This window comes from Candidatus Planktophila lacus, from assembly GCF_002288325.1.
GTDB classification, from domain to species: Bacteria; Actinomycetota; Actinomycetes; order Nanopelagicales; family Nanopelagicaceae; genus Planktophila; species Planktophila lacus.
Genome location: NZ_CP016780.1, coordinates 1086907 through 1108707 on the forward strand (window position 1 = coordinate 1086907; position 21801 = coordinate 1108707).

23 protein-coding genes and 1 pseudogene are annotated in these 21801 nt (G+C 48.0%); all 24 read right to left on the minus strand.

Annotated features, from left to right (window positions below; genetic code table 11):
* Window positions 1–34 precede the first annotated feature (34 nt).
* Window positions 35–1639: a hypothetical protein gene (locus A1sIIB106_RS05485; protein ID WP_095677632.1), complete on the minus strand. Its 1605-nt coding sequence runs from the start codon at window positions 1637–1639 to the stop codon at window positions 35–37.
* Between the two features lie 4 nt (window positions 1640–1643).
* The gene (locus A1sIIB106_RS05490; RefSeq protein ID WP_095677633.1) at window positions 1644–2993 is read right to left on the minus strand and encodes an ABC transporter substrate-binding protein; all 1350 of its coding nucleotides are present in this window, start codon (window positions 2991–2993) and stop codon (window positions 1644–1646) included.
* Window positions 2994–3177: 184 nt separating this feature from the next.
* Window positions 3178–4176 (minus strand): branched-chain amino acid ABC transporter permease, encoded by a 999-nt coding sequence (locus tag A1sIIB106_RS05495; protein WP_190277169.1) that lies wholly within the window; start codon window positions 4174–4176, stop codon window positions 3178–3180.
* Window positions 4169–5080 carry a branched-chain amino acid ABC transporter permease gene (locus tag A1sIIB106_RS05500; protein ID WP_095671492.1) on the minus strand — a complete coding sequence of 304 codons (912 nt, stop codon included), beginning with the start codon at window positions 5078–5080 and terminating at the stop codon, window positions 4169–4171. Before A1sIIB106_RS05500 ends, A1sIIB106_RS05495 begins: the two co-directional genes overlap by 8 nt.
* Window positions 5080–5793, minus strand: a complete 714-nt coding sequence (locus tag A1sIIB106_RS05505; protein WP_095671493.1) for an ABC transporter ATP-binding protein — start codon at window positions 5791–5793, stop codon at window positions 5080–5082. Before A1sIIB106_RS05505 ends, A1sIIB106_RS05500 begins: the two co-directional genes overlap by 1 nt.
* Window positions 5786–6574, minus strand: a complete 789-nt coding sequence (locus A1sIIB106_RS05510) for an ABC transporter ATP-binding protein (RefSeq protein ID WP_095671494.1) — start codon at window positions 6572–6574, stop codon at window positions 5786–5788. Before A1sIIB106_RS05510 ends, A1sIIB106_RS05505 begins: the two co-directional genes overlap by 8 nt.
* Complete coding sequence (alr, locus tag A1sIIB106_RS05515) at window positions 6571–7671, minus strand: alanine racemase (RefSeq protein ID WP_095677635.1); 1101 nt, start codon at window positions 7669–7671, stop codon at window positions 6571–6573. The genes A1sIIB106_RS05510 and alr overlap by 4 nt, the downstream gene beginning before the upstream one ends.
* Entirely contained in the window at window positions 7668–8009 is a 342-nt protein-coding gene (locus tag A1sIIB106_RS05520; protein WP_095677636.1) for a holo-ACP synthase, read from the minus strand. The genes alr and A1sIIB106_RS05520 overlap by 4 nt, the downstream gene beginning before the upstream one ends.
* Window positions 8010–8029: 20 nt before the next feature.
* Window positions 8030–8698: a phosphatase PAP2 family protein gene (locus tag A1sIIB106_RS05525; RefSeq protein ID WP_223299484.1), complete on the minus strand. Its 669-nt coding sequence runs from the start codon at window positions 8696–8698 to the stop codon at window positions 8030–8032.
* Between the two features lie 2 nt (window positions 8699–8700).
* A complete protein-coding gene (gene glmS, locus A1sIIB106_RS05530) occupies window positions 8701–10545 on the minus strand; it encodes a glutamine--fructose-6-phosphate transaminase (isomerizing) (protein WP_095677637.1) in 1845 nt (614 codons plus the stop codon).
* A gap of 6 nt (window positions 10546–10551) precedes the next feature.
* Window positions 10552–11892, minus strand: coding sequence for a phosphoglucosamine mutase (gene glmM / locus A1sIIB106_RS05535; protein ID WP_095677638.1), 1341 nt, complete (start codon window positions 11890–11892; stop codon window positions 10552–10554).
* Window positions 11893–11910: 18 nt separating this feature from the next.
* Window positions 11911–12405 carry a 30S ribosomal protein S9 gene (gene rpsI, locus A1sIIB106_RS05540; protein WP_095671499.1) on the minus strand — a complete coding sequence of 165 codons (495 nt, stop codon included), beginning with the start codon at window positions 12403–12405 and terminating at the stop codon, window positions 11911–11913.
* A 14-nt stretch (window positions 12406–12419) separates the two neighbouring features.
* The gene (gene rplM / locus A1sIIB106_RS05545) at window positions 12420–12872 is read right to left on the minus strand and encodes a 50S ribosomal protein L13 (RefSeq protein WP_095671500.1); all 453 of its coding nucleotides are present in this window, start codon (window positions 12870–12872) and stop codon (window positions 12420–12422) included.
* Between the two features lie 152 nt (window positions 12873–13024).
* Window positions 13025–14626: an ABC-F family ATP-binding cassette domain-containing protein gene (locus A1sIIB106_RS05550; protein ID WP_095671501.1), complete on the minus strand. Its 1602-nt coding sequence runs from the start codon at window positions 14624–14626 to the stop codon at window positions 13025–13027.
* Window positions 14626–15462 carry a tRNA pseudouridine(38-40) synthase TruA gene (truA, locus tag A1sIIB106_RS05555; RefSeq protein WP_095677639.1) on the minus strand — a complete coding sequence of 279 codons (837 nt, stop codon included), beginning with the start codon at window positions 15460–15462 and terminating at the stop codon, window positions 14626–14628. The genes A1sIIB106_RS05550 and truA overlap by 1 nt, the downstream gene beginning before the upstream one ends.
* Window positions 15463–15514: 52 nt before the next feature.
* Window positions 15515–15868, minus strand: a pseudogene (gene rplQ / locus A1sIIB106_RS05560) (50S ribosomal protein L17); the annotation flags it as partial.
* 11 nt (window positions 15869–15879) lie between these two features.
* Entirely contained in the window at window positions 15880–16890 is a 1011-nt protein-coding gene (locus tag A1sIIB106_RS05565; protein WP_095526917.1) for a DNA-directed RNA polymerase subunit alpha, read from the minus strand.
* Window positions 16891–16951: 61 nt separating this feature from the next.
* A complete protein-coding gene (gene rpsD / locus A1sIIB106_RS05570; protein ID WP_095671504.1) occupies window positions 16952–17578 on the minus strand; it encodes a 30S ribosomal protein S4 in 627 nt (208 codons plus the stop codon).
* 16 nt (window positions 17579–17594) lie between these two features.
* Window positions 17595–18014 carry a 30S ribosomal protein S11 gene (gene rpsK, locus A1sIIB106_RS05575; protein WP_095671505.1) on the minus strand — a complete coding sequence of 140 codons (420 nt, stop codon included), beginning with the start codon at window positions 18012–18014 and terminating at the stop codon, window positions 17595–17597.
* Window positions 18014–18391 (minus strand): 30S ribosomal protein S13, encoded by a 378-nt coding sequence (gene rpsM / locus A1sIIB106_RS05580; RefSeq protein WP_095671506.1) that lies wholly within the window; start codon window positions 18389–18391, stop codon window positions 18014–18016. The genes rpsK and rpsM overlap by 1 nt, the downstream gene beginning before the upstream one ends.
* Window positions 18392–18536: 145 nt before the next feature.
* Window positions 18537–18650 carry a 50S ribosomal protein L36 gene (gene rpmJ / locus A1sIIB106_RS05585; RefSeq protein ID WP_017955275.1) on the minus strand — a complete coding sequence of 38 codons (114 nt, stop codon included), beginning with the start codon at window positions 18648–18650 and terminating at the stop codon, window positions 18537–18539.
* Window positions 18651–18669: 19 nt separating this feature from the next.
* Window positions 18670–18891 (minus strand): translation initiation factor IF-1, encoded by a 222-nt coding sequence (infA, locus tag A1sIIB106_RS05590; RefSeq protein ID WP_095527782.1) that lies wholly within the window; start codon window positions 18889–18891, stop codon window positions 18670–18672.
* Between the two features lie 191 nt (window positions 18892–19082).
* Window positions 19083–20054 (minus strand): DUF4436 family protein, encoded by a 972-nt coding sequence (locus tag A1sIIB106_RS05595; protein WP_095677640.1) that lies wholly within the window; start codon window positions 20052–20054, stop codon window positions 19083–19085.
* 8 nt (window positions 20055–20062) lie between these two features.
* Window positions 20063–21799, minus strand: coding sequence for a hypothetical protein (locus A1sIIB106_RS05600; protein ID WP_095677641.1), 1737 nt, complete (start codon window positions 21797–21799; stop codon window positions 20063–20065).
* Window positions 21800–21801 lie beyond the last annotated feature (2 nt).

The following is a 21801-nucleotide window of genomic DNA, read 5'->3' on the forward strand; positions in this document are numbered from 1 at the left end:
CCGAGTTTCCTCAGGGCCCTTTCGTACTTCAGATTTATCCGAAGTTGTACTTCAGATCAGTTGGACGATAATCGAGATCATCGTTTAGGTAAGGAACCTTCTTGGCGATGTATTGAACATACTTGCCAGTTGGGATCTTTCCTGATTTAGCAGAGACAGCCAACATGCGAACCCAGGCCATTGTCTGGTCCGTGGTGAACGATTGGTGTCCGACGCCAGATGGTGATGGAGCTCCAGCAAGATCAGGCAAGCCTGCTGCTGTGAACTTTGTGTAGGTCTCTGGTGTCATCGCATAGAGAGCAAGTGTGTTCCAAACTGGCTTCTTACCAGTCTTGCTTGCTTCCCACTTTGCAAGTGCTGCTTCGTAAACTGCGCGCTTCTTATCTACATAGCGAGCAGAGTTACCTGAGAACACAAGACGATCTGCTTCATTAGAAAGCAGAATCGTAGGATGCGTTGAGGCAAATGTTGATTTATCGAGCGCCTTGAACTTGGCGATTGCATCAGCGTTACCTGTAACGCGTGGCACAACAGCTAGAACTCCAAGCATTGCTGCGATCGCTTCATCACCTGAAAGTCCGAGGTTGTAACGACCAGCATCGCCCTCATCGAGCATCGCTGCCCAATCAGTCTTTGTGTTGTCGTAGAAGCCAGGACCTGTGAGTTCGGAGATTGATTGACCAGCAAGTGTGCCGGTTGCAATTGCTTCTCCCATGTTTTCAAGGATTGCAACTGTTGCGTTGATGCTGTGTTCAGCAATGACAGCATTTGTTGAGATTCCATCCATGTGTGCGCTCTTTGTTGGAACTCCAGTTAGAAGACCAGTTAGAAGTAGCGCTGAACGTTGTGGAATTGGTGATCCCTTAAGTGGTGCTGGATATTCAAGTCCTGGTGCACCGAGGTTTTTGCTCCAAGTAGTAAGTAGTGCAACTACTTTGAGAAGTTCGCCAACTGATGCCATATGGCCAGGAACTCCCTTAACGCCCATCGCCGCGCAACCCTTGATGGTTGGGTCAGCAAAGATGCTCAAGAGATAGAAGATGTCGCATGCAGATTGAAGTGCATCAGCAGGAGAAGGAGTAAGTCCAGCCATGATGCCGACTGAATCAGCATAAGTTGGATACTTTTCAACGAATGGAGTGATGATTGCTCCCGCTTGGGATGAGCCGTAAACAACCTTCTTCGTAATTCGGGTTGTGTACTTAGCCATCGCAGTATCGATAACTTCCTTGAGCATTTCTACACGGAAGGTGTTGTTCCAACCACGCATACCCTTGACGGTTCCATCGTATGCTGCAATGCCATAACCGGCGCGCAGCATCTCTTTTGTGACATCAGTTTTAGTAGTAGCGCTTGCAGGTGTCATTTCTTCGATACCAGTTGGGACAGCTGAAACACCTGGGTAGGTTGGACGGAATCCGTGCTCCCAGAAGAACATTGTTCCACCGAAGTTTGTTGGCACGATAAACCGGTATGCAGCGCCATTTGCAAGCGTTCCATTACATGTTTCAACGCCTGCTGCAGTTGCACAAACAGGTGCTGCTGCAGTTGCCGAAGGTGTAATCGCAACGCTAAGTGTTAGTGCAAGTGTTGCTGCACCAAGTGTTGCGATTGATTTACGCATTGTTAGTGATTTCATGTGATTAACCAACCTTTGGTAGGGCATCGGCTGCAATTGCAGGACGTGTGTACTTGAGTTCAGTTACAGCGCCCTTTGCAGAGTCTGTTGTCCAAACTTTACGAGTTGCATCAATTGGCTTTAATACTGTTGCTGCATCGTACTTACCGATCCAGAAACCAGTGAAAGCTTCGTGAGTCTTTGTGCTGTAACCAAGTGGTGACAGCGCCGCACTTGGAAGCTTTGCTGCATTTGCTTCGATGTATTTGATGATTCCAGGACGTGTTAGATCCTTACCAACACCCAATAGTGCAGATGTAGTTAGGTATCCAATATTCATTCCCTGAAGAATGTTGTTATCCCAACGCTTATCTGGACCCTTGTTGAACTCATCGTTGATCTTCTTAAATGCCTTTACGAACTCGTCATCTGCTTCACCTGGTGATGGAGCATGTGATGCTGAGATGGTTCCGGCTAGAAGAGCCGCTGAAACTGCTGGTGCAATTCCGCGAGCGCCAAGAATTGTCTGGAATGTAGTTGCATCTGCACCTACTGAGATAACGATCCACTGTGCTGGCTTGTAGCCAATCTTGTTTGCAGAAGAAACTGCTGCAGCAAATGCTGAAGCAACTGCGCCAACGACAACAACATCTACGTTGTTATCTTTGAGCTGCTGCATCTGAGCATCAAGGCCTGAACCCTGAGTACCCGCGATAAATGTTGCTGCGGTCTTCTTCGCTGTGAATGTCACGCCAGCTGTGGCAAGCCCTTCAACAGTGTTACGGCCGAAGTCATCTGTCTGATAAACGATACCGACAGTGTTCTTTGAGTAATTCTCCTTGATGTGCTTTCCAAGGATCTTCGCTTCAACGACGTATGTGCCGAGGGCGCCGAAAGTTGTTGGGTACTTCTTTGGATCTGTGTAGAAACCGCTGTATCCGCTGTTTACAAATAGATCTGGAATTCCACGACGGTTAATATCTTTGATAACAGAGATATGTGTCTGGGTTCCAACGCTTCCGACCATTGCAAAGACTTTATCTTTGTTGATCAGCGCAGATGCAGTAGAAACTGTTAGACCTGCCTTGTATGTATCGTCTTTGACGACCAAAGTTATCTTGCGTCCGTAAACGCCGCCCTTGGAATTTACATAATCAAAGTAGGCGCGCATTGCGTCATCTACTTTGTTATAGCCTGGGCTTGCTGCGCCAGTTTGAGGTAGTTGCATTCCAAGAACAATTTCAGTGGCTGAAACACCAGGAGTGCTTGCTCCTTGCGCTGGAACTGCTGAGAGCGCTAGCGCGCCAGCAAGTACAACAGCGGCAGTTGATATAAAACTGCGCGGTGATCTAGACAGAGATGCACGATTTCTCACTACATTCACTCTTTCTCTATTCAATGAATGCAATGGAGAAAACGAGGTATCCCCATTGCCACCAACCCTGAACTGGGTTGAACGGCTTCACTTTAACCGAATGTGAACGTAAAGTGAATGCGAGGCGACGAAACGCCGAAGGCGGAGGGGTGATCTCACGCCCGTGGGCGCCGCTTTATAACAATTATTTATGCTTGTGTTTATGCAGGTGGGTACCCGCGACCCCGGCGGGATTAATCACCACGGTCAAAATCAATAAGAGGCTAGAGACCAGGGCGGGCATGAAGTTAGAGACTTGCTCGCTTAATTCGAATTGGTGAAGCACCGCATCGATCCAATCAGGTAGGAATACAACGATTACCGTTCCGATAAAGGCTCCGAAGATGCTGCGAATGCCACCAAGAACTGCAGCTGTGAGAAGTAATAGCGAAAGTGAAACTGGGTAAACGCTGGGACCGACCAGACCGCGAAGTCCATAAAGGGCGCCAGATAAACCGGCGAAGGTTGCCGATACAACGAAGACAAATATTTTTTGGCGCGAGAAGTTGACGCCGCTTAGCGCTGCTGCTGTTTCGTTATCTCTAATCGCGCGCCACATACGACCAGTACGTGAGAGCAAAATATTGGAGGCCAAGAACAACGCGATCGCTGCAAATGGAAGTGCTACATAGAGCTGCCATTGTTCGTAACTTGGTTCGCCAAATAAATTTGTAAACCAAACTGGTGGATAACCAACATCTACCGGTAGTCCCTCATCGCCTTTAAGCACCGACATAAATCGGTTCGCCAGAGTTGGGATCGCAAGAGCGATAACAAGAGTTGTGCCTGCAAGATATGGCCCAGTTAAGCGCGCTGCTGCAATTCCCAAGAGCAGACCGGCAAGTGCTGATCCAACTATCGCCAAAGGAATTGCTACCCATAGCGAGTAGCTCTGATTGATCATCAATAGCGCCATGCAATATCCGCCCACCGCCATTAACGCGCCTTGACCAAGTGAGAGTTGGCCAGAGATTCCGGTTAACAAAGTTACGGAAAGGACTCCGATAAAGAGTATGAGAACTAAAGCCAACTGGGCTTGGTTGTAGGCATCGAAAGTAGATGCCGCGAAGAGAATTGCTGCGACAAAAAAGATTGTCCGGCGCAGACTCTTGCGAGCGATCGAGTGGTTCTTGGCTTTAGACACGGCGCGCATCCTTTGCTCCCAAGATTCCACGTGGTCGAATAATCAAGACCAGAATCAATACCGCCAAGATCGCTAAGAAAACATCTTCCGGTGTGTCATAGAAGCTAACAAATGAGATAACCATTCCGACAAGGAAGCCGCCAATTACAGCACCAGCCGGGCTATCAAGTCCACCTACAACTGCTGCGGTAAAGCCGATGATCAAAACTAAATCCAAAGTATTCGGTGAAAGGTTTGAAGTTGGCGTAATCAGAAGGCCAGCAAGTGAAGATGCCGCACCAGAAAACGCCCAGCTAAGTGAGCGAGTGAAGTTAGTTCTAATTCCACTGAGTCGAGCAACCTCTGAATTCAAAGCTGTGGCGCGCATTGCAAGTCCTACGCCGGTTTTCTTAAAGAAGAGCGTCGTTAAAGCCAAGGTAGATAAAACAACGGTAATTACAAATACATCGAATGAGGTAAATGGCATCACATTGCCAGCAACGGTGAAACCTTCTTGCGCATATGGCGCTGGAAACCCTCGTTCCTCAGCAGCCCAAATAATTCCTGCTAAAGCTTGTAGAACTCCCAAAATACCAAGGGATGCGATTACCGGAATCGCCGCGCGCATTGATTCGCTGCTCAAAAGTTCGGTCTTCTTTTTATTGGATAGTGGGCGCATTACCAAGATATCTAACAAGGCTCCCATTACAGCGCCTACTAAAATTGCAACAACAAATGCCAACCAGTAAGAATTTCCATTGGTAATCATGGTCGATGCGATGTAAGTGCTAAACATCGCTTGGCCCATCTGGGCATAGTTAAGGATTCCAGCCCCGCGCCAAACGATGACAAGACCCAGTGCAACTAATGCATAAATTGCTCCGCGAGATGTGCCAGAGAACAGGGCCGCTAGAAATGTATCCATCAGTACCCCAAATATGCGGCGCGCAAATTAGCATCCGCCCTTAACTCAGCTGCTGGTCGATCGGCAACGACTTTGCCAAGTGCCAAAAGAACTCCGTGATCGGCTACGCCAAGTGCCGTATTGGCATTTTGTTCAACTAGTAAAACTGTGAGACCAGTTGTGCGACAGAGAATATTTATTGAATCAATGATCTGTTCTACAACTAACGGTGCAAGGCCAAGAGATGGTTCATCTAAAAGCAGTAACTTGGGGCGCGAAACCAGCGCGCGACTAATGGCCAACATCTGACGTTCGCCACCTGAGAGAGTTCCAGCCAACTGTTTGCGGCGTTCTTTCAAACGAGGAAATAGTTCGAACATCTCATCCTGTGCAGCAATTACATCTGCTTTGAATTTACGGCGCCGAAATAGCGATCCCATTGAGATATTTTCTTCAACGGTTAACTCTGAGATAACGGCGTGGCCTTCAGGAACATGGGCGATGCCATCTCGCACAATATCTTCGGCGCGCTTGCCGATTAGAGATTTTCCGCTCCAGGTGATTGAGCCAGACGCTGGATGTTCTAGGCCAGAGATGGTGCGTAACAAAGTGCTCTTACCGGCGCCGTTTGCACCGATAACTGTTGTTATCTTCGATTCTTGTGCTGTAAACGAAACGCCGTCGAGTGCAATTACCGAACCAAAACTGGTTACTAAATCTTTAACTTCAAGCATTGTTGACTCCTAATTGATCGGTGCCACTTTGATTTGAAGTTCCAAGATATGCCGCAAGAACTGCTGGGTCGCGCTTAACGGTATCGAAGGATCCGCTGGCGATAACTTTGCCAAAATTCAATACGTAGACTTGATCTGAAATCGCACCAATGAAATCAACGTGGTGCTCAACGATGATAATTGCACAGCGTTGCTTTAACTGCCTTAGCAAGTCGGCGAACTTATCAATATCATCTTGGCCAAGTCCAGCAGCTGGTTCATCAAGAAGTAAAATCTTTGGTTCTGAAACTAGAGCTCTTGCAATGGATACGCGCTTTGTTTCGGGATACGTTAACTCTGATGGCGTCTTATCTGCTAAATCCAGCGCTCCTGCCCAGGCCAGCGCATCTTGTGCTTTAGCGCGGAGTTTGCGTTCTGATTTTGCAGATAGCCCAAAGAGATCTTTTAGGAAATTGCTCTCACGCTTCTTATCTGCACCCATCATGACATTTTCAATAACACTTAACCCGCTAAATAGACCAACGCCTTGCAAGGTACGGCTTATCTCAAAATTTGCTAGCTCGTAACTTTTTAGCCAATCAACTTTCTTGCCATGGATTGAGATCTCACCAGATGTCGGTGCGACTAAGCCTGAGATGCAATTAAACAAAGTGGTCTTGCCTGCGCCATTTGGACCAATTAGCCCAACGATCGAATTAGGCGCAACGTCGATGAAAACATCATCGAGGGCAATGAGTCCACCAAAGTTGACTCGTAAATTTGCAATCGCTAAAACGCTCATGGTTCGTAAATTCTAGGCACACGCGGGCCAATTCGGGTAACTATCTCGTAATTAATTGAGCCCGAAGCTGCACCCCAATCATCTGCCGTGTACTCGCCATCTGCACCGGATCCGAAAACTGTGACCCAATCGCCAGATTGCGCAGGGGAATCCGCTGCTAAATCAACAACGAATTGATCCATAGATACTCGTCCAATGATTGGCGCTTTTTCTCCCAGAAAACTGACACCCGCGCTTTGTGCAACACGAGGAATTCCGTCGGCATAACCCATCGCAACCAGTCCTAGCTTGGTCGCTGACTTTGTAACCGCCGTTGCTCCGTAACCAACTGGGCTTCCGGCGGGAACTTTCTTTACAAGATGTAACTTGGCGCGCAAAGTCATCGCAGGAATTAACCCAAGATCTTTAGATGTACCGAGTGTTTTTACATCAGGACTTAGGCCATACATAGCAATTCCAGTTCGCACCATGTCAAAGCCAGATGCCTGATCTTTGATCGTGGCAGCTGAATTTGAAAGGTGGCGAATCAAATTTGGGTATCCAAAAGATTCAAGGGATGCAACCATCTTTTTAAATCGATTGAGTTGACTTAAATTTTGTGGCTGTCCAGGTTCATCTGCGCGCGCGAAGTGGGAGAAGATTCCAACTATTTCAACCCCGTGTAGATGAAGTGCATCAATCTTCGGCCATTCATCCAAGAATCCGCCACGAGTCATTCCGGTATCAACTTCTAAATGAACGCGCGGGCGCTTGTCACTTTTTACTGCGCTAACTTCATCCAACGCCTTTATTGATGCAACTGCAATATCGATGTTGTTATCTACTGCGCTTTGAAAATCTGATCCCGGTGGAACTAACCACGCCAAGATCGGTGCAGTTATTCCAGCAGCGCGAAGAGCAATCGCTTCTTCAAGGAGTGCAACACCTAACCAAGTAGCTCCGCCATCAAGTGCCGCTTTTGCAACTGGCACGAGCCCGTGTCCATAAGCATCTGCTTTCACAACTGCCATCAAGTCAACGCCAGCTTTCGCCTTTAGCGTTGCCACGTTGGCTTTAATTGCAGAGAGATTTACGACTACTTCGGCGCGATTTGTCATCGTTCCACCACCACCATCGCCGATGCGATTCCGGCATCGTGAGATAAAGAAAGGTGCACGCGTGCACCATCTACTAACTCTGCTATCTCGCCGCGAAAGAGAAAATCTGGTTTACCGCTCTCGTGATTTATGACTTCGGCTTCGTGCCAAGAAAGTCCATGGCCGGCATTAAGCGCTTTCGCTAAAGCCTCTTTGGCGGCAAAGCGCGCTGCCAGTGAATGAATTGGTTTTACTTGTTCAGCAGGAGTGAACAGTTTTTCGCGAAGTGATGGCGTGCGCTCGAGCGATTGGGAGAAACGTTCGATATCTACGACATCTATTCCAATCCCATCGATCATGGGGTGGAGTCTAATTGGCGTTAGGAGAGTTGGCTATTAGATGGGTAATAGCGATCTACCGCGATCACCAAAACCAAGAGAGATGCGCCGATGAATAAACCGCCGAGTAGATCCGAGAACCAATGAGTGTCGCGGACTAAAGAGACTATGCAAACGGTCAAACTAATTGTGGCAACGCCTGCGCTAGCCAGACGGCCGCGATAACGATCGACGTGGGCATAGCGATAAATTAAATATGCAAGGACTCCCCAAGTAAGAAGTGCATTTGAGGCATGGCCACTTGGGTATGACATTCCGCCGAAGTGAAGTAGATCGATTCCAACCTTTGGCTTGGTGCGACCTAGGCCAAATTTAAATAGACCTACAACTAAGTTAAGAGAGATCAACGAAAGAATTGCCAAATTCAGTGGACGCCAGGTTTTAAATCTCCGCGCAATGTAGAAAGCGGCGATAAGAAGTGCGGTAGCAGTAACGCCACGCAAACCAAGGTCATCTAATCTGCGAATAATGAATCCACTTACTCCACGAAATTCTGGACGCTCTAGATCATGGATCCATTTGTCGATTTCAATTAGCGGCCCATTAATGATTACTTGATGAGTAATTAGGAGAAATCCAGCAAATAGAGCCGCAGACCAGCGCGCAGCACGCACCATCTGGGCGCGACGCGTATCGAGTACTGCCTGCATAATTATTCGACCGTAACTGATTTAGCTAAATTGCGCGGCTGATCGACATCATTGCCGCGCGCAATCGCCATTTCGTAGGCAAAGACTTGTAGCGGAACTGTAGCCAGGATTGGTTGGAAGAGCGGTGAGCATGCTGGGATGCGAATGATGTGTTCTGCGCCAACAACTTCTGCGCCTTCATGTGCAATGACAATTACGCGCGCACCACGAGCTTTAACTTCTTGGATATTGCTCAACATCTTTTCATCTAGCGAGTGATCGCTACCAGAAGGCAAGATCGCGATTACTGGCGTACCTTTTTCAGCATCGATTAACGCGATCGAACCGTGCTTGAGCTCTCCCCCAGCAAAACCTTCGGCGTGGATATATGCGAGTTCCTTCAGCTTCAAAGCGCCTTCAAGAACTACTGGATAGCCAATATTGCGACCGATAAAGAGAACGGTTTCAGATTTTGCAAAAGTGCGAGTCAGTGCGCGCAGTGGTTCTACGGTTTCGAGGATTTGTTCGATCTTGCCCGGTAGCTCGAGCATCTCGTTATATAGATCGCGAACCTGTTTATCTGTAAGTTCACCACGTACCTGCGCTAAGTGCAGACCAATTAAATCAACGGCAACGATCTGGGTTAGTAGTGCTTTAGTTGAAGCGACTGCAATTTCAGGACCGGCATGTGTGTAGAGAACAGCATCTGATTCGCGCGGAATAGTTGAGCTATTGGTATTGCAGATCGCAAGTACGCGCGCACCCGCAGCTTTGGCATGGCGGATCGCCATCAAGGTATCCATCGTTTCCCCAGATTGAGAAATGGCGATAACTAAAGTATTTGAATCAATGATTGGATCGCGGTAGCGATATTCGCTGGCAATTTCTACTTCTACTGAAATCTTCGCCCATTTTTCGATTACATATTTAGCGATCATGCCCGCGTGGTAAGCGGTGCCGCAGGCAATTACGACAATCTTCTTAAGCGCTTTAATTTCAGCCTCTGACATATGTAATTCATCAAGTTCGATCTTGCCGTTATCTGTTAAGCGGCCAATTAGCGTGTCAGCAACTGCCTTTGGTTGTTCGAAGATCTCTTTAAGCATGAAGTGTGAATAGCCACCTTTTTGCGCAGATGCTGAATCCCAAGTAATTGCATATTCCTTGGGAACCACTGCTTTGCCATCTAAGCCGATGATGCTGATGCCGGCTGGCGTCATGGTGATGATCTCGTCCTGGCCAAGTTCCACCGCGCGCTTGGTGTAATCGATAAAGGCTGCAACATCGGAGGCCATAAAGTTTTCGCCATCGCCTAAACCAACCACGAGAGGTGAATTACGGCGTACGCCAACAATAACTTCAGGGGCATCGGCGTGAACTGCAACGAGAGTAAATGAGCCGCGTAAGCGCTTTACCGCATCTAACATCGCAGCAGTTAAATCGCCGCCATGAGATTTACGAAGTTCAGAGAGTAAATGTGCAACTGATTCAGTGTCAGTATCTGATGAAAATTCGTGGCCGCGTGATTGGAGTTCGGCCTTTAGCTCTGAATAATTCTCGATGATGCCGTTATGGATAACGGCAAGCTTTCCTTCATTGTCAGTGTGCGGATGTGCGTTGCGATCAGTTGGTCCACCATGTGTTGCCCAACGAGTGTGGCCAATTCCAGAGTGAACAACCGGCATATTTGCAGGCAGTGAGCCTTCAAGATTTGTTAACTTACCGGCGCGCTTTTCAATAAATAGAGCGCCCGATGTACCAAGTGCGATTCCGGCTGAGTCGTAACCACGATATTCAAGGCGACGTAGACCTTCGATGAGCGGAGTAATTGCAGACTGTGGCCCTGTGTAACCCACAATTCCGCACACTGTTATCTACCCCAGCTCTGATTGAACGACCTTTGCCAAGTCGTTTGCTATTTCGCTGGCTAGGTTATCACTCTGGGCTTCAACCATCACGCGGACAAGCGGTTCGGTGCCAGATGCTCTTAATAAAACGCGACCATGTTCGCCAAGTTTTGCCTCTGCCGCTGAAACCGCTGCCTTAATCACTGCAGAATCTGCAAGACGCTCTTTGGCAACGTTCTTAACATTTACCAATACTTGTGGGAAACGCACCATTGTTGATGCAAGATCTTGCAAAGGTTGACCTGATTTAACAACTTCTTGCGCAAGTGCAAGAGCGGTCAATATTCCATCGCCCGTTGTTGCGAATTCGCGCATGATTAAGTGGCCAGATTGTTCTCCGCCAAGTGAATAGCCTTTTTCCAGCATCTTCTCTAATACATAACGATCGCCAACGGCAGTTGTTTCAACGTTGATATCAGCGTTCTTCATCGCGTGGAAGAAGCCGAGGTTGCTCATCACAGTTGCCACAATCGTGTTTGATTTCAGCGAACCAGATGCTTTAAATCCGCGCGCCAAAATCGTCATGATCGCATCACCATCTACTTCATTGCCTTGCGCATCTATCGCTAGCGCACGGTCGGCATCGCCATCGTGTGCGATTCCAAAGTCAGCGCCTTCGCGAAGCACTGCCGTGCGAAGCTGGTGTAGATGTGTAGAACCGCAATCATCGTTGATATTCCAGCCATCTGGGGCATCGAAGATTGAGATTACTTCGGCACCTGCACGGCGATAAGTATCAGGTGCAACAGTTGAAGATGCGCCATTTGCACAATCGACAACGATCTTTAAACCCTTTAGCGGAGTTGAAACTGAAGAGAGAAGGTGTGAGATATAACGTTCGCGAGCGCTTTCATCGTTGATCGCACGTCCCACACCGCTGCCGGTTGGGCGCTCCCATGGTTCGCCGATGCGCGCTTCGATCGCTGCTTCGATGGAATCGTCTAACTTTCCGCCACCACGTGAAAATAACTTGATCCCGTTATCGGGCATTGGGTTGTGTGATGCCGAAATCATTACGCCAAGGTCGGCACCGGATTCGGCAACTAAATGTGCAATTGCCGGAGTCGGCAGAACTCCCACGCGATAGACATCAACGCCAGCACTAGTTAGACCAGCAACAACTGCTGCTTCTAGGAATTCACCAGAGGCGCGAGAGTCTTGGCCTACAACAGCTTTCGGGCGATGTGATTTATCAGGATTTGTTTCAACGAGAATATGTGCAGCGGCAACGGCGACATCAAGTGCTAATTCAGCAGTTAAATCACGATTGGCTAAGCCACGTATTCCATCGGTTCCAAAGAGTGCCACGTTGGGGCGCCTTTGAAATTAACGCTTGCTGTATTGCGAACGCTTACGGGCCTTCTTCAGACCGTACTTCTTGCGTTCGATAACACGTGCATCACGTGAAAGGAATCCAGCCTTCTTAAGCGCTGGACGGTGTGCTTCAACATCGATCTCGTTAAGTGAACGAGCAACGCCAAGACGAAGTGCACCGGCTTGACCAGATACTCCGCCACCGTTGATACGAGCAAATACGTCGTACTGGCTTTCAGCACCAACAGTGCGGAAAGGCTCGGAGACTAGTTGCTGGTGAACTTTATTTGGGAAATAGTTTTCCAGGGTCTTACCGTTTACAACCCAACGTCCTGTTCCAGGTACGAGACGAACGCGAGCGACTGCTTCTTTACGACGACCAGTGCCTGCACCAGGTGCCTTGATTGCTGGGCGGTTAGTTGCAGCAGCTGGAGTTGCTGAAGAGTATGAAGTAGGAACTTCGTTCTCGTCTAGATCTGTAACTTCGTTATAAGTTGTATCTGACATTTGTTATGGGTCCCTTACTTTGCGATCTGTGAAACTTGAGTGAATACATATGGTGTTGGTGATTGAGCAGCGTGTGGGTGCTCAGGTCCTGCGTAAACCTTTAGCTTTGATGCAACCTGCTGGCCAAGACGGTTCTTTGGAAGCATTCCCTTGATCGCCTTTTCAACAGCGCGTGTTGGGTGCTTTTCGATTAGCTCGCCGTAAACAGTTGAGCGAAGACCGCCTGGGAAACCTGAGTGGCGGTGTTCAAACTTTGAAAGCGCTTTGTTTCCTGAAAGAGCAATCTTTTCTGCGTTGATGATTACAACGAAGTCGCCCATATCCATGTGTGGTGCAAATGTTGCCTTGTGCTTACCGCGAAGAAGAACTGCAGCATGTGTTGCAAGGCGGCCAAGAACTACATCTTGTGCATCGATGACGTGCCATTTACGGACGACATCTCCGGCCTTAGGACTATATGTACGCATGCTTTATTACCTTCTTCTTCTTAGTTTGAACCTAGTTTGAGCTTTAACTTCTCTGACTTGCCTTCGGCGCCTTATCTGGCGCAGGGGATGAACTTTACCTTTCATGCGTAGCAGGGTCAAAATGGCCTAAATCCACGCATACCAGCCGCCCCTTAATGGTCGAAGATCGGCTCTGGGCTCTCATAAACCTGGCCATTTGCCCCAAAGACCAAGAAGCGGGTAAATCCACGAGTAAACCAGCGATCGTGAGTTACAGATAGAACTGTTCCTTCGTAACGATCGAGCGCTTTCTCTAAACTCTCGGCGCTCGCTAGATCTAAGTTATCGGTTGGCTCATCAAGTAATAACAAAGTTGAACCAGATAGTTCTAGCAATAAGACTTGAAAGCGCGCTTGTTGTCCGCCAGAAAGGGAAGAGAACTTCTGTTCTGCTTGCTTATCAATTTCATATTTGCGAAGCACGCCTTTAGCGGGGCCAAGTTGAAGTGAATACGTCTCCCACAAGATTTCTAGCAGAGTCTTTGATTCAAATTCTGGGTGAGCATGGGTCTGTGCGAAGTAACCGATCTCAACGCGTGCACCAATTTTAAAAGTGCCACCGTATTTAACAGTTTCATCGCCAGCGATCATGCGCAGGAAGTGAGATTTACCGGTGCCGTTCTTACCAAGAACTGCGATGCGATCGCCGAAGAAGACTTCGAAGTTAAATGGTTCCGTTAAGTTAGCCAGAGATAAGTTTTCAAAGGTAAGTGCGCGCAGACCTGTGCGTCCGCCACGTAAGCCAACCTTTACATCTTGTTCGATAGGTGGCGCTTCTGGTGCACCCGCTTCTTCAAATTTACGTAGACGCGTCTGCATCGCGTGGTACTTGCTCGCCATATCGGGAGAGATCGCAGCTTGTACCTGCAAGGTCTTTACTAAATCAATTAGGCGTTGGTGTTCTTGTTCCCAACGCAAAAGCATCTCAGCGAAACGTTCGTTACGCGCCTTGCGGGCATCGTGCCAAGTCGAAAACTTTCCGCCATGCACCCAAGTGGTATTTCCATTTACGCCTTGTTCTAGAGTCACAATTCGGTTAGCGGTATTTTCAAGTAATTCACGATCGTGGCTAACGAAGAGAACGGTCTTCTTAGTTGCACCGATAACTTCTTCCAACCAACGCTTTGAAGGAACATCAAGATAGTTATCTGGCTCATCAAGTAACAAGACTTCCTCAGGTCCTTCTAGCAAGGCACGCAGAACTAATTTTTTCTGCTCTCCCCCGGATAAAGTGTTCACCTTTCGGGCTGCAACTTGATCAAAAGATTTATTTAACATCTCGGTGCAGCAGACATCCCAAATTAGTTCGAAGTCATATCCCCCGGCATCGCCCCAATCGATAATCGCTTGGGCGTAACTCATCTGATCTTTCTCTGATCCACTGGCATTCATCGCAGCTTCAGTTGTAACAACTTTTTCAGCGGCATCGCGGATTCGCTTTGGTGCAATTGAAAGCAGTAAGTCCCGCACCGTTGATTCATCGCGTACCGAACCAATGAACTGGCGCATCACACCTAAGCCACCAGTAATGGCAACCGCTCCTTCATCAGGTTTTAAATCTCCACAGATCATGCGAATTAAAGTTGTTTTGCCTGATCCGTTAGGACCAATTAGCGCAACCTTGGCGCCATCACCGACACGGAATGAAACATCGTTTAGCAATACTCGGCCGTCAGAGAGCGAGTATTCAACAGCGCTTACATCAATGTGGCCCATTAGTTATCTTCTTCTTCGCGGCGGGCAACGGTCTTCTTAGCGCGCTCAAGTAGCTCTGCCGCATCGGGATAATCGACTTTATAAAGGGATAAGCCGTGCGCTGGAAATACCAGCGAATCACTAACGCGCTCTTTATCTTCTAGCAACGTTGATATCCATTCGGGATCTTTGCGGCCATCGGCAACGCAGACTATTGCGCCGACTAAGTTGCGCACCATTGAGTAACAGAAGGCATCTGCAACAACATCGGCCACTAAGCAACCTTGATCGTCGCGGCGCCATTGGTAGGTCTCAAGAGTGCGGATCGTTGTTGCGCCTTCACGGTATTTACAGAAAGCGGCGTAATTGTGGGTGCCAAGCAGCAAAGCGCTGGCACGGTTCATTACATCTACATCCAATGGGCGATACCAAGATGCGGTATTCAATCGTGATAGCGGCTGAATAACTTTATTTTCATCAAGGATGCGGTATTCGTAGTAACGACGTAGCGCCGAGAATCGGGCGTGAAAAGCAGTTGGAGCGATCTCGATCTTATTGATTCGTACATCTTCATCAAGAATTCGATTTAACTTATAGGCAAGGTCTTCGAGCTCTAGGGTTTCTGGCAGATCAACGTGGATTACCTGTCCTGTGGCATGGACTCCGGCATCGGTGCGACCGGCAACGATTGTCTGCGCAGGAGATTGCGCCACAGTGCTGAGTGCGGTTTCGACTACTTCTTGCACGGTGCGGCGATCAGGTTGAATCGCCCAGCCCGAAAAGTTGGTGCCGTCGTAGGCGAGATCTATCCGTAAACGACGAAACCCACTCTCGGGATAGAGAGTGGGTTCGGTCATTGAAATATTTTTTCTTAGCGCTAAAAGCTAGAGATAAGTTTTAGTTATCTTTCTCAGTTAGAACTTCGATGACTGCCATTGGTGCGTTATCGCCCTTGCGAGGACCAATCTTGGTGATACGTGTGTATCCGCCATCGCGAGCTGCAAAACGTGGACCGATTTCAGTAAAGAGTGTGTGAACAACGCTCTTATTTGCAATGCGAGCCATGACCTGACGACGTGCTGGAAGGTCGCCCTTCTTTGCGAAGGTGATTAGCTTCTCAGCCAACGGACGCAGGCGCTTAGCCTTTGCCTCCGTTGTTGTGATCTTTCCATGTTCGAACAACTGCTCAGCAAGTGTGCGAAGGATTAGACGCTCATGTGATGGGCCGGAACCCAAACGAGGACCTTTAGTTGGTTTTGGCATTGTCGTATCTCCTAGGCCTGATCTGCTTCAGCGAAGTCGTCGTCTGATGCATTGAAGTTCTGGTGCTTTGTTGGATCGAATCCAGCTGGGCTGTCCTTAAGAGACATTCCCATTGAGACAAGCTTTGCCTTGATCTCATCGATGGACTTTGAACCAAAGTTACGGATATCGAGTAGGTCTGCCTCTGAACGGTTTACCAACTCGCCAACTGTGTGAATGCCTTCGCGCTTCAAGCAGTTGTATGAGCGAACTGTTAGATCGAGATCTTCGATTGGAAGTGCAAGATCAGCAGCGAGAGCAGCATCCATAACAGATGGCCCCATCTCGATACCTTCTGCATCAACGTTAAGTTCGCGAGCAAGTCCGAAGAGTTCAACAAGAGTCTTACCAGCTGATGCAACAGCATCGCGTGGCTTCATTGATGGCTTTGTTTCAACATCAACAACAAGACGGTCGAAGTCAGTGCGCTGTTCAACGCGAGTTGCTTCTACCTTGTATGTAACCTTCAAAACTGGTGAATAGATTGAGTCAACAGGAATGCGACCGATCTCGGCACCCGCTTGCTTGTTCTGTACAGCAGTTACATAACCACGACCGCGCTCAACTGTGAGTTCGATTTCGAGGTTTGCCTTGCCGTTAAGTGTTGCGATGTGGAGTTCAGGGTTGTGAACTTCAACGCCACTTGGAACAGCGATATCAGCGCCTGTAACAGCACCGGCACCTGACTTGCGGATGTAGATGACGCTTGGCTCGTCGTTATCTGATGAGAGCACCAAGTTCTTGATGTTCAAAACGATATCGGTGAGATCTTCCTTAACGCCTTCAAGAGTGGTGAACTCATGGAGTGCACCAGCAACGCGAATGCTTGTAACTGCTGCACCTGGAATAGATGAAAGCAGAGTACGGCGCATTGAGTTGCCGAGTGTGTAACCGAAACCTGGTTCTAGCGGTTCGATGATGAACCGTGAACGGTTTTCGGAGATTACTTCTTCACTGAGGGTTGGACGTTGTGCAATTAGCACTGCTGAGCCTCTTTCTTCTCGCGGAAATCCACTATTTGATTTCCTCTTTTGGAATTAAAAATTACTTGCTGTAGAGCTCAACAATGAGCTGTTCTTGAACTTGGGTATCGATTACTGAACGTGCAGGGACGCCGTGGATGATGATGCGCATTTGCGAACCAACAACCTCCATCCATGCTGGAACAGCCTTCTCACCGAGTTCTGCGCTTGCAACGATAAATGGTGTGAGATCGAGTGACTTTGGAAGAACATCGATGATGTCCATTGGAGAAACGCGATATGAAGGAATGTTTACCTTCTTGCCATTTACGAGGAAGTGACTGTGACGAACCAACTGGCGCGCCATGTCACGGCTCTTTGCAAAGCCTGCACGGAATACAACGTTGTCGAGACGTGTCTCAAGAAGAACGAGAAGGTTTTCACCAGTCTTGCCCTGCTTGCGGTTTGCCTCTTCGTAGTAACCACGGAACTGCTTTTCGAGAACACCGTAGATACGTGCGCACTTCTGCTTTTCACGCATCTGTAATAGGTATTCAGATTCCTTGGAACGTCCACGACCATGTTGTCCTGGTGGATATGGACGAGATTCGATAGGACACTTTGGTCCATCGCACTTTGCGCCCTTAAGGAAGAGCTTTACTTTTTCGCGACGGCAACGCTTGCAGTCTGCTCCGGTATAACGAGCCATTTATTCTCTTCCTTCCTTAAACTCGACGTGGTTTCGGTGGGCGGCAGCCATTGTGTGGAGCTGGAGTTACATCAGAGATGGCTCCAACTTCTAGGCCTGCTGCTTGCAATGAACGAATTGCAGTTTCGCGTCCGGAACCTGGTCCCTTTACGAAAACATCTACTTTCTTAAGGCCGTGCTCCTGTGCGCGACGAGCTGCTGCTTCTGCTGCAAGCTGTGCTGCGAATGGAGTCGACTTACGTGAGCCCTTGTAACCAACTTGGCCAGATGATGCCCAAGAAATTACAGCGCCGGTTGGATCGGTGATAGAGATGATGGTGTTGTTAAAAGTGCTCTTAATGAACGCCTTACCAACAGCAATGTTCTTCTTCTCTTTTTTACGTGTCTTGACTTTGCCCTTTGCAGGAGCAGCAGTCTTAGATTTAGGAGCGGCCATTACTTAGTCACCTTCTTCTTACCAGCAATTGCTTTACGAGGACCCTTACGAGTACGAGCGTTTGTATGTGTGCGCTGACCACGTACAGGAAGTCCCTTGCGGTGACGAATACCTTGGTAGCTCTGAATTTCAACTTTACGACGAATGTCGCCAGCGATTTCGCGGCGAAGATCGCCCTCAATCTTGTAGTTAGCTTCGATGTATTCACGAAGCTGTGCGAGTTCTGATTCCTGCAAATCCTTAACGCGTGTATCTGGTGAAATCCCAGTTGCCGCGAGAGTTGCATGAGAACGAGTTAGACCCATTCCGAAGATATAGGTGAGTGCGATTTCCACGCGCTTTTCGCGTGGGAGATCGACACCAACAAGACGTGCCATTTAATCAACCGATCTGTAATCCGGAGGTCCTTCGCAGTGCTTCTTGATTTGAATCAAGTCTCGGCCTACCGGTCCGAGAGTCCTAAGTAATTACTTACTTAGTTGCACCACGCGTATTTATGAAGTTGTAGAACTATTGAAGGAATTAACCTTGGCGTTGCTTGTGACGAAGGTTCTCGCAAATCACCATGACGCGACCCTTGCGGCGAATGACTTTGCACTTATCGCAAATCTTCTTAACGCTTGGATTAACCTTCATGATCTTGCTCCAGTCTTCGTTACTTGTAACGGTAAATAATTCGACCTCGGGTGAGGTCATATGGACTTAGTTCTACGATCACACGATCACCAGGAAGGATGCGAATGTAGTTCTTTCGCATCTTGCCGCTGATGTGCGCAAGAATTTTGTGCCCATTAGTTAGTTCAACGCGAAACATTGCGTTAGGTAAAGCTTCTGCAACGGAACCTTCGATCTCGATGGCGCCATCTTTGCTAGCCACTAACACCCACTTCTGTTTCAAATTGAACCCACGCCCGTTTGCGAGCGCGGTTGCACCCACCAAAAACCCTCAGGATTTTCGCTAGGCGCGAAGGTGCATTCTAAAGCCCCGCCCCTTATAAAGGGAAATTGGCTAAATGGCCCCTATTGGACCCCCTAGACACGCCCAGACTTTCGGGCGAAAAGGCGGTTTTAGCTCTGGAAATCCTCGCGGCGGACCCAGGTCACTAGCACCCAAAGAGAACAGACCAAGGTCACGATTAGGGCTGGGAAGTAGAAGATCTTGTCTACGAAGATGCCGATCGGTGGCGATCCTGGCATTAGCCCGCGAAGTGAGATCAAAGAATAGGTAAGTGCTGCAGCCCATGTAAGGGAGGAAAGCGTTGGTGGGCGCTGTCCGGTAACCACCATGTAAGTCATGATCGTCACCGAAATCATCGCTGTGATCATAAGTAACAAAATGATTGTTACGAGCAACTTAGTTGAATTAGAGCGAACTGCTTCAAATACTGAAGAAGATTGGCCGTTGTTAAATTCATCTACGGCCATATCAAATGACTTTGCATCATCCATTTTCACCGTTGTAAAGGCATCGTTCCAAAGGCCGTGGATCATATGGATATCAAAAGTGTCGATCTTCTTTGTGTAATCCAGTGGCAAGATGTTTAGCGTTGCTTGATCGCCATCTTCTAATGTGCCAATCGCGCTCATTGGTATCTCAAATGAATACTTATCCATTGGATACCAGCCCACATCAGAACGTGCACCAGCACCTGGTTGCTCATCTATCTGAACGTCAAAGCCACCGGTCGGAACATCTTTCTTAAAGCTATAGGTATTACTTCCACCATTGCTGGCACCGATCACTGAGTCAACAACTAAATCGACATCTTGGCTCGGCACCCAGCCACTCTTTAAGCGATAACCAACATCATCGCTATTAGGCCATGGCAGAACACGCGCATTTGCCGTTCCCTCAAGTGGATTAACGCCTGTTACCTGCACCAATAGTTCCAGGCGATTATCAGAGCTCATCTCAATTAACTTGTCGTCAATTGCCACTGCATCATCTGCTGGGCTCTGTGAAATAACCACAACTATTCCGAGATAGGCGACCGTGATCAAGATAAAGGTCTGAAAGAACTTGGTGCGGAAAACTTTCACTAGAGCCCCTACTTCTTCTTATAGCCAGCAGGGCACTTTGGTTTTACCGCAGTGACTTTCTTGCTGGTCTTTCCTTTGATACATGTAATTGTGACAGCCTTTGCAACTGGTTTAGTAGAGGCGCTCGGGGTCGCAAGAGGGTCAACTTCTTGGGAGAGCTTAACTTTGATGATTGGTGCTGAAAATTCAAAGTTGTTTGCCTTTAGATACAACCAACCGCTCTTCTCACCAACAATTACAGTTGCAACCTGAGCCTCACCATTTGAGTTAACTACTGAAACTTCTGCGTTAACGGGTGCGCTTGAAAAACCATATATGCACCTAGCTACCTCTGAGCGAATGACTAAGTTGTACTGCCCCCGCATAACTGATCCATCGGACATTAAGTGTGGTGCTGCTACTTGATAAGTGAGCGTTCCTGATTTGAATGCAGGAGGTCCGGCAGAGTAAGTCGTCGCATTTGTCATCAGAACACCATTGATTTGATTAGATTTAGCAAAGCATGCATCCGCACCGTTCATCTCTGATTTCGACAAAGTGCGAATCGACCAGGTATTTATGTTCGCACTCGCTTTGTCATTAACAGCTGGAAGCCATGCTTTGAGCTCTTGTATAGAACTAACTCCCGATGGAGGAGGGCTACCTACAAGAGTGTTTTTCAATGGATCTTCGGAACACCATCTGCAGCCATACGTAGTTCCGGGGAATCCACCCTTTAAATAGATATCTTTCAAATTCTTAGAAAGACTTTGCCACGTTTGTGATATTCCGATTACTGGCACTCGAGTAGTAGTGCCGGTAATCGATAAGCGAACTGCCGGCTTAGGACTAATAGATTCGATAGTAATTGTTGGGTTATCTAAACGTCCATGCATCCACCCCGAAGGTGAACTAGAAAGTCGAACTGTGGCAGTGAATTCAACGTCCGCTGGAATTGCATGTCGAGTTGCACAAAGTGCATCCCCTGACATAACGCAATCCAGTGTTTCGCCTTCGTAAGGTGGATAAACTCCTACAGCTCCTAAGAAGGGCCTCTTAGTTTTCTCATCAAATTTCTGCAACACGGATGCCGATCCATCATCAATTGGGGAGTTCGGATCTGATCCACTCCTGTGCACCCCAAGTGGCGCTTTTGATGCCGCAATAATTGATAAAGCAAATGCAGTATTTGTGAATTGCTCTTGCTTGACGGTTCTACTTCCGCGAAGCCCTGCATCTACAAAATAATCACTACCGCCTTTATGTTCTAGGCCGATGAACTTCCATAAACCGCCAGAGCTTGCCTCTGGGAGTCGCTCGGAAGATTTGGAAGCATAAGTCGTGTTTATCTTCTTTGGAAATACTTCAATAAATTGTCCCTTTATCTCCACCCCCGCTTTTTTCGCGGAAATGCCCTCTAAACAATCAAGAGAATCAGCCGAAGAGCAGACACTTAAACGAGTAAAGAATTCGAATGTACCCGAATCTTGCTTGCACTTTGAATCTGAAGTAGAAGAACAAAGAAGCGTTCCTTCACTTCCCTCCCATCCCGCTGAATTTCCTTTCCACGCTAAATAAGGGGCGCCTGCATCAAGGGATTGGGTGCTGCTATCTCTAAATTTTATGTTCACCTGTCCTTGCAATGGCAAGTCAGGTGGAATGTATCCCTCATCAACTATGCCGTCTGCGGCGTGCACCAATGAACTACTATTAGAAAAAGATGAAAGAGTTAAGACCAGCGCGATAAAAAAGGATGACTTTTTCACGT

Bases quoted from the DNA above. Each gene is read 5' to 3' on its own strand.
- rplM (WP_095671500.1), bottom strand. From the start codon at position 12,872: ATGCGTACATATAGTCCTAAGGCCGGAGATGTCGTCCGTAAATGGCAC.
- A1sIIB106_RS05485 (WP_095677632.1), bottom strand. From the start codon at position 1,639: ATGAAATCACTAACAATGCGTAAATCAATCGCAACACTTGGTGCAGCA.
- A1sIIB106_RS05525 (WP_223299484.1), bottom strand. From the start codon at position 8,698: ATGCAGGCAGTACTCGATACGCGTCGCGCCCAGATGGTGCGTGCTGCG.
- A1sIIB106_RS05505 (WP_095671493.1), bottom strand. From the start codon at position 5,793: ATGCTTGAAGTTAAAGATTTAGTAACCAGTTTTGGTTCGGTAATTGCA.
- rpsD (WP_095671504.1), bottom strand. From the start codon at position 17,578: ATGGCTCGTTATACCGGAGCAGACTGCAAGCGTTGCCGTCGCGAAAAA.
- A1sIIB106_RS05500 (WP_095671492.1), bottom strand. From the start codon at position 5,080: ATGGATACATTTCTAGCGGCCCTGTTCTCTGGCACATCTCGCGGAGCA.
- A1sIIB106_RS05510 (WP_095671494.1), bottom strand. From the start codon at position 6,574: ATGAGCGTTTTAGCGATTGCAAATTTACGAGTCAACTTTGGTGGACTC.
- rpsM (WP_095671506.1), bottom strand. From the start codon at position 18,391: ATGGCACGTCTTGTTGGTGTCGATCTCCCACGCGAAAAGCGCGTGGAA.
- alr (WP_095677635.1), bottom strand. From the start codon at position 7,671: ATGACAAATCGCGCCGAAGTAGTCGTAAATCTCTCTGCAATTAAAGCC.
- A1sIIB106_RS05520 (WP_095677636.1), bottom strand. From the start codon at position 8,009: ATGATCGATGGGATTGGAATAGATGTCGTAGATATCGAACGTTTCTCC.
- rpsI (WP_095671499.1), bottom strand. From the start codon at position 12,405: ATGTCAGATACAACTTATAACGAAGTTACAGATCTAGACGAGAACGAA.
- truA (WP_095677639.1), bottom strand. From the start codon at position 15,462: ATGACCGAACCCACTCTCTATCCCGAGAGTGGGTTTCGTCGTTTACGG.
- rpsK (WP_095671505.1), bottom strand. From the start codon at position 18,014: ATGGCCGCTCCTAAATCTAAGACTGCTGCTCCTGCAAAGGGCAAAGTC.
- A1sIIB106_RS05550 (WP_095671501.1), bottom strand. From the start codon at position 14,626: ATGGGCCACATTGATGTAAGCGCTGTTGAATACTCGCTCTCTGACGGC.
- rpmJ (WP_017955275.1), bottom strand. From the start codon at position 18,650: ATGAAGGTTAATCCAAGCGTTAAGAAGATTTGCGATAAGTGCAAAGTC.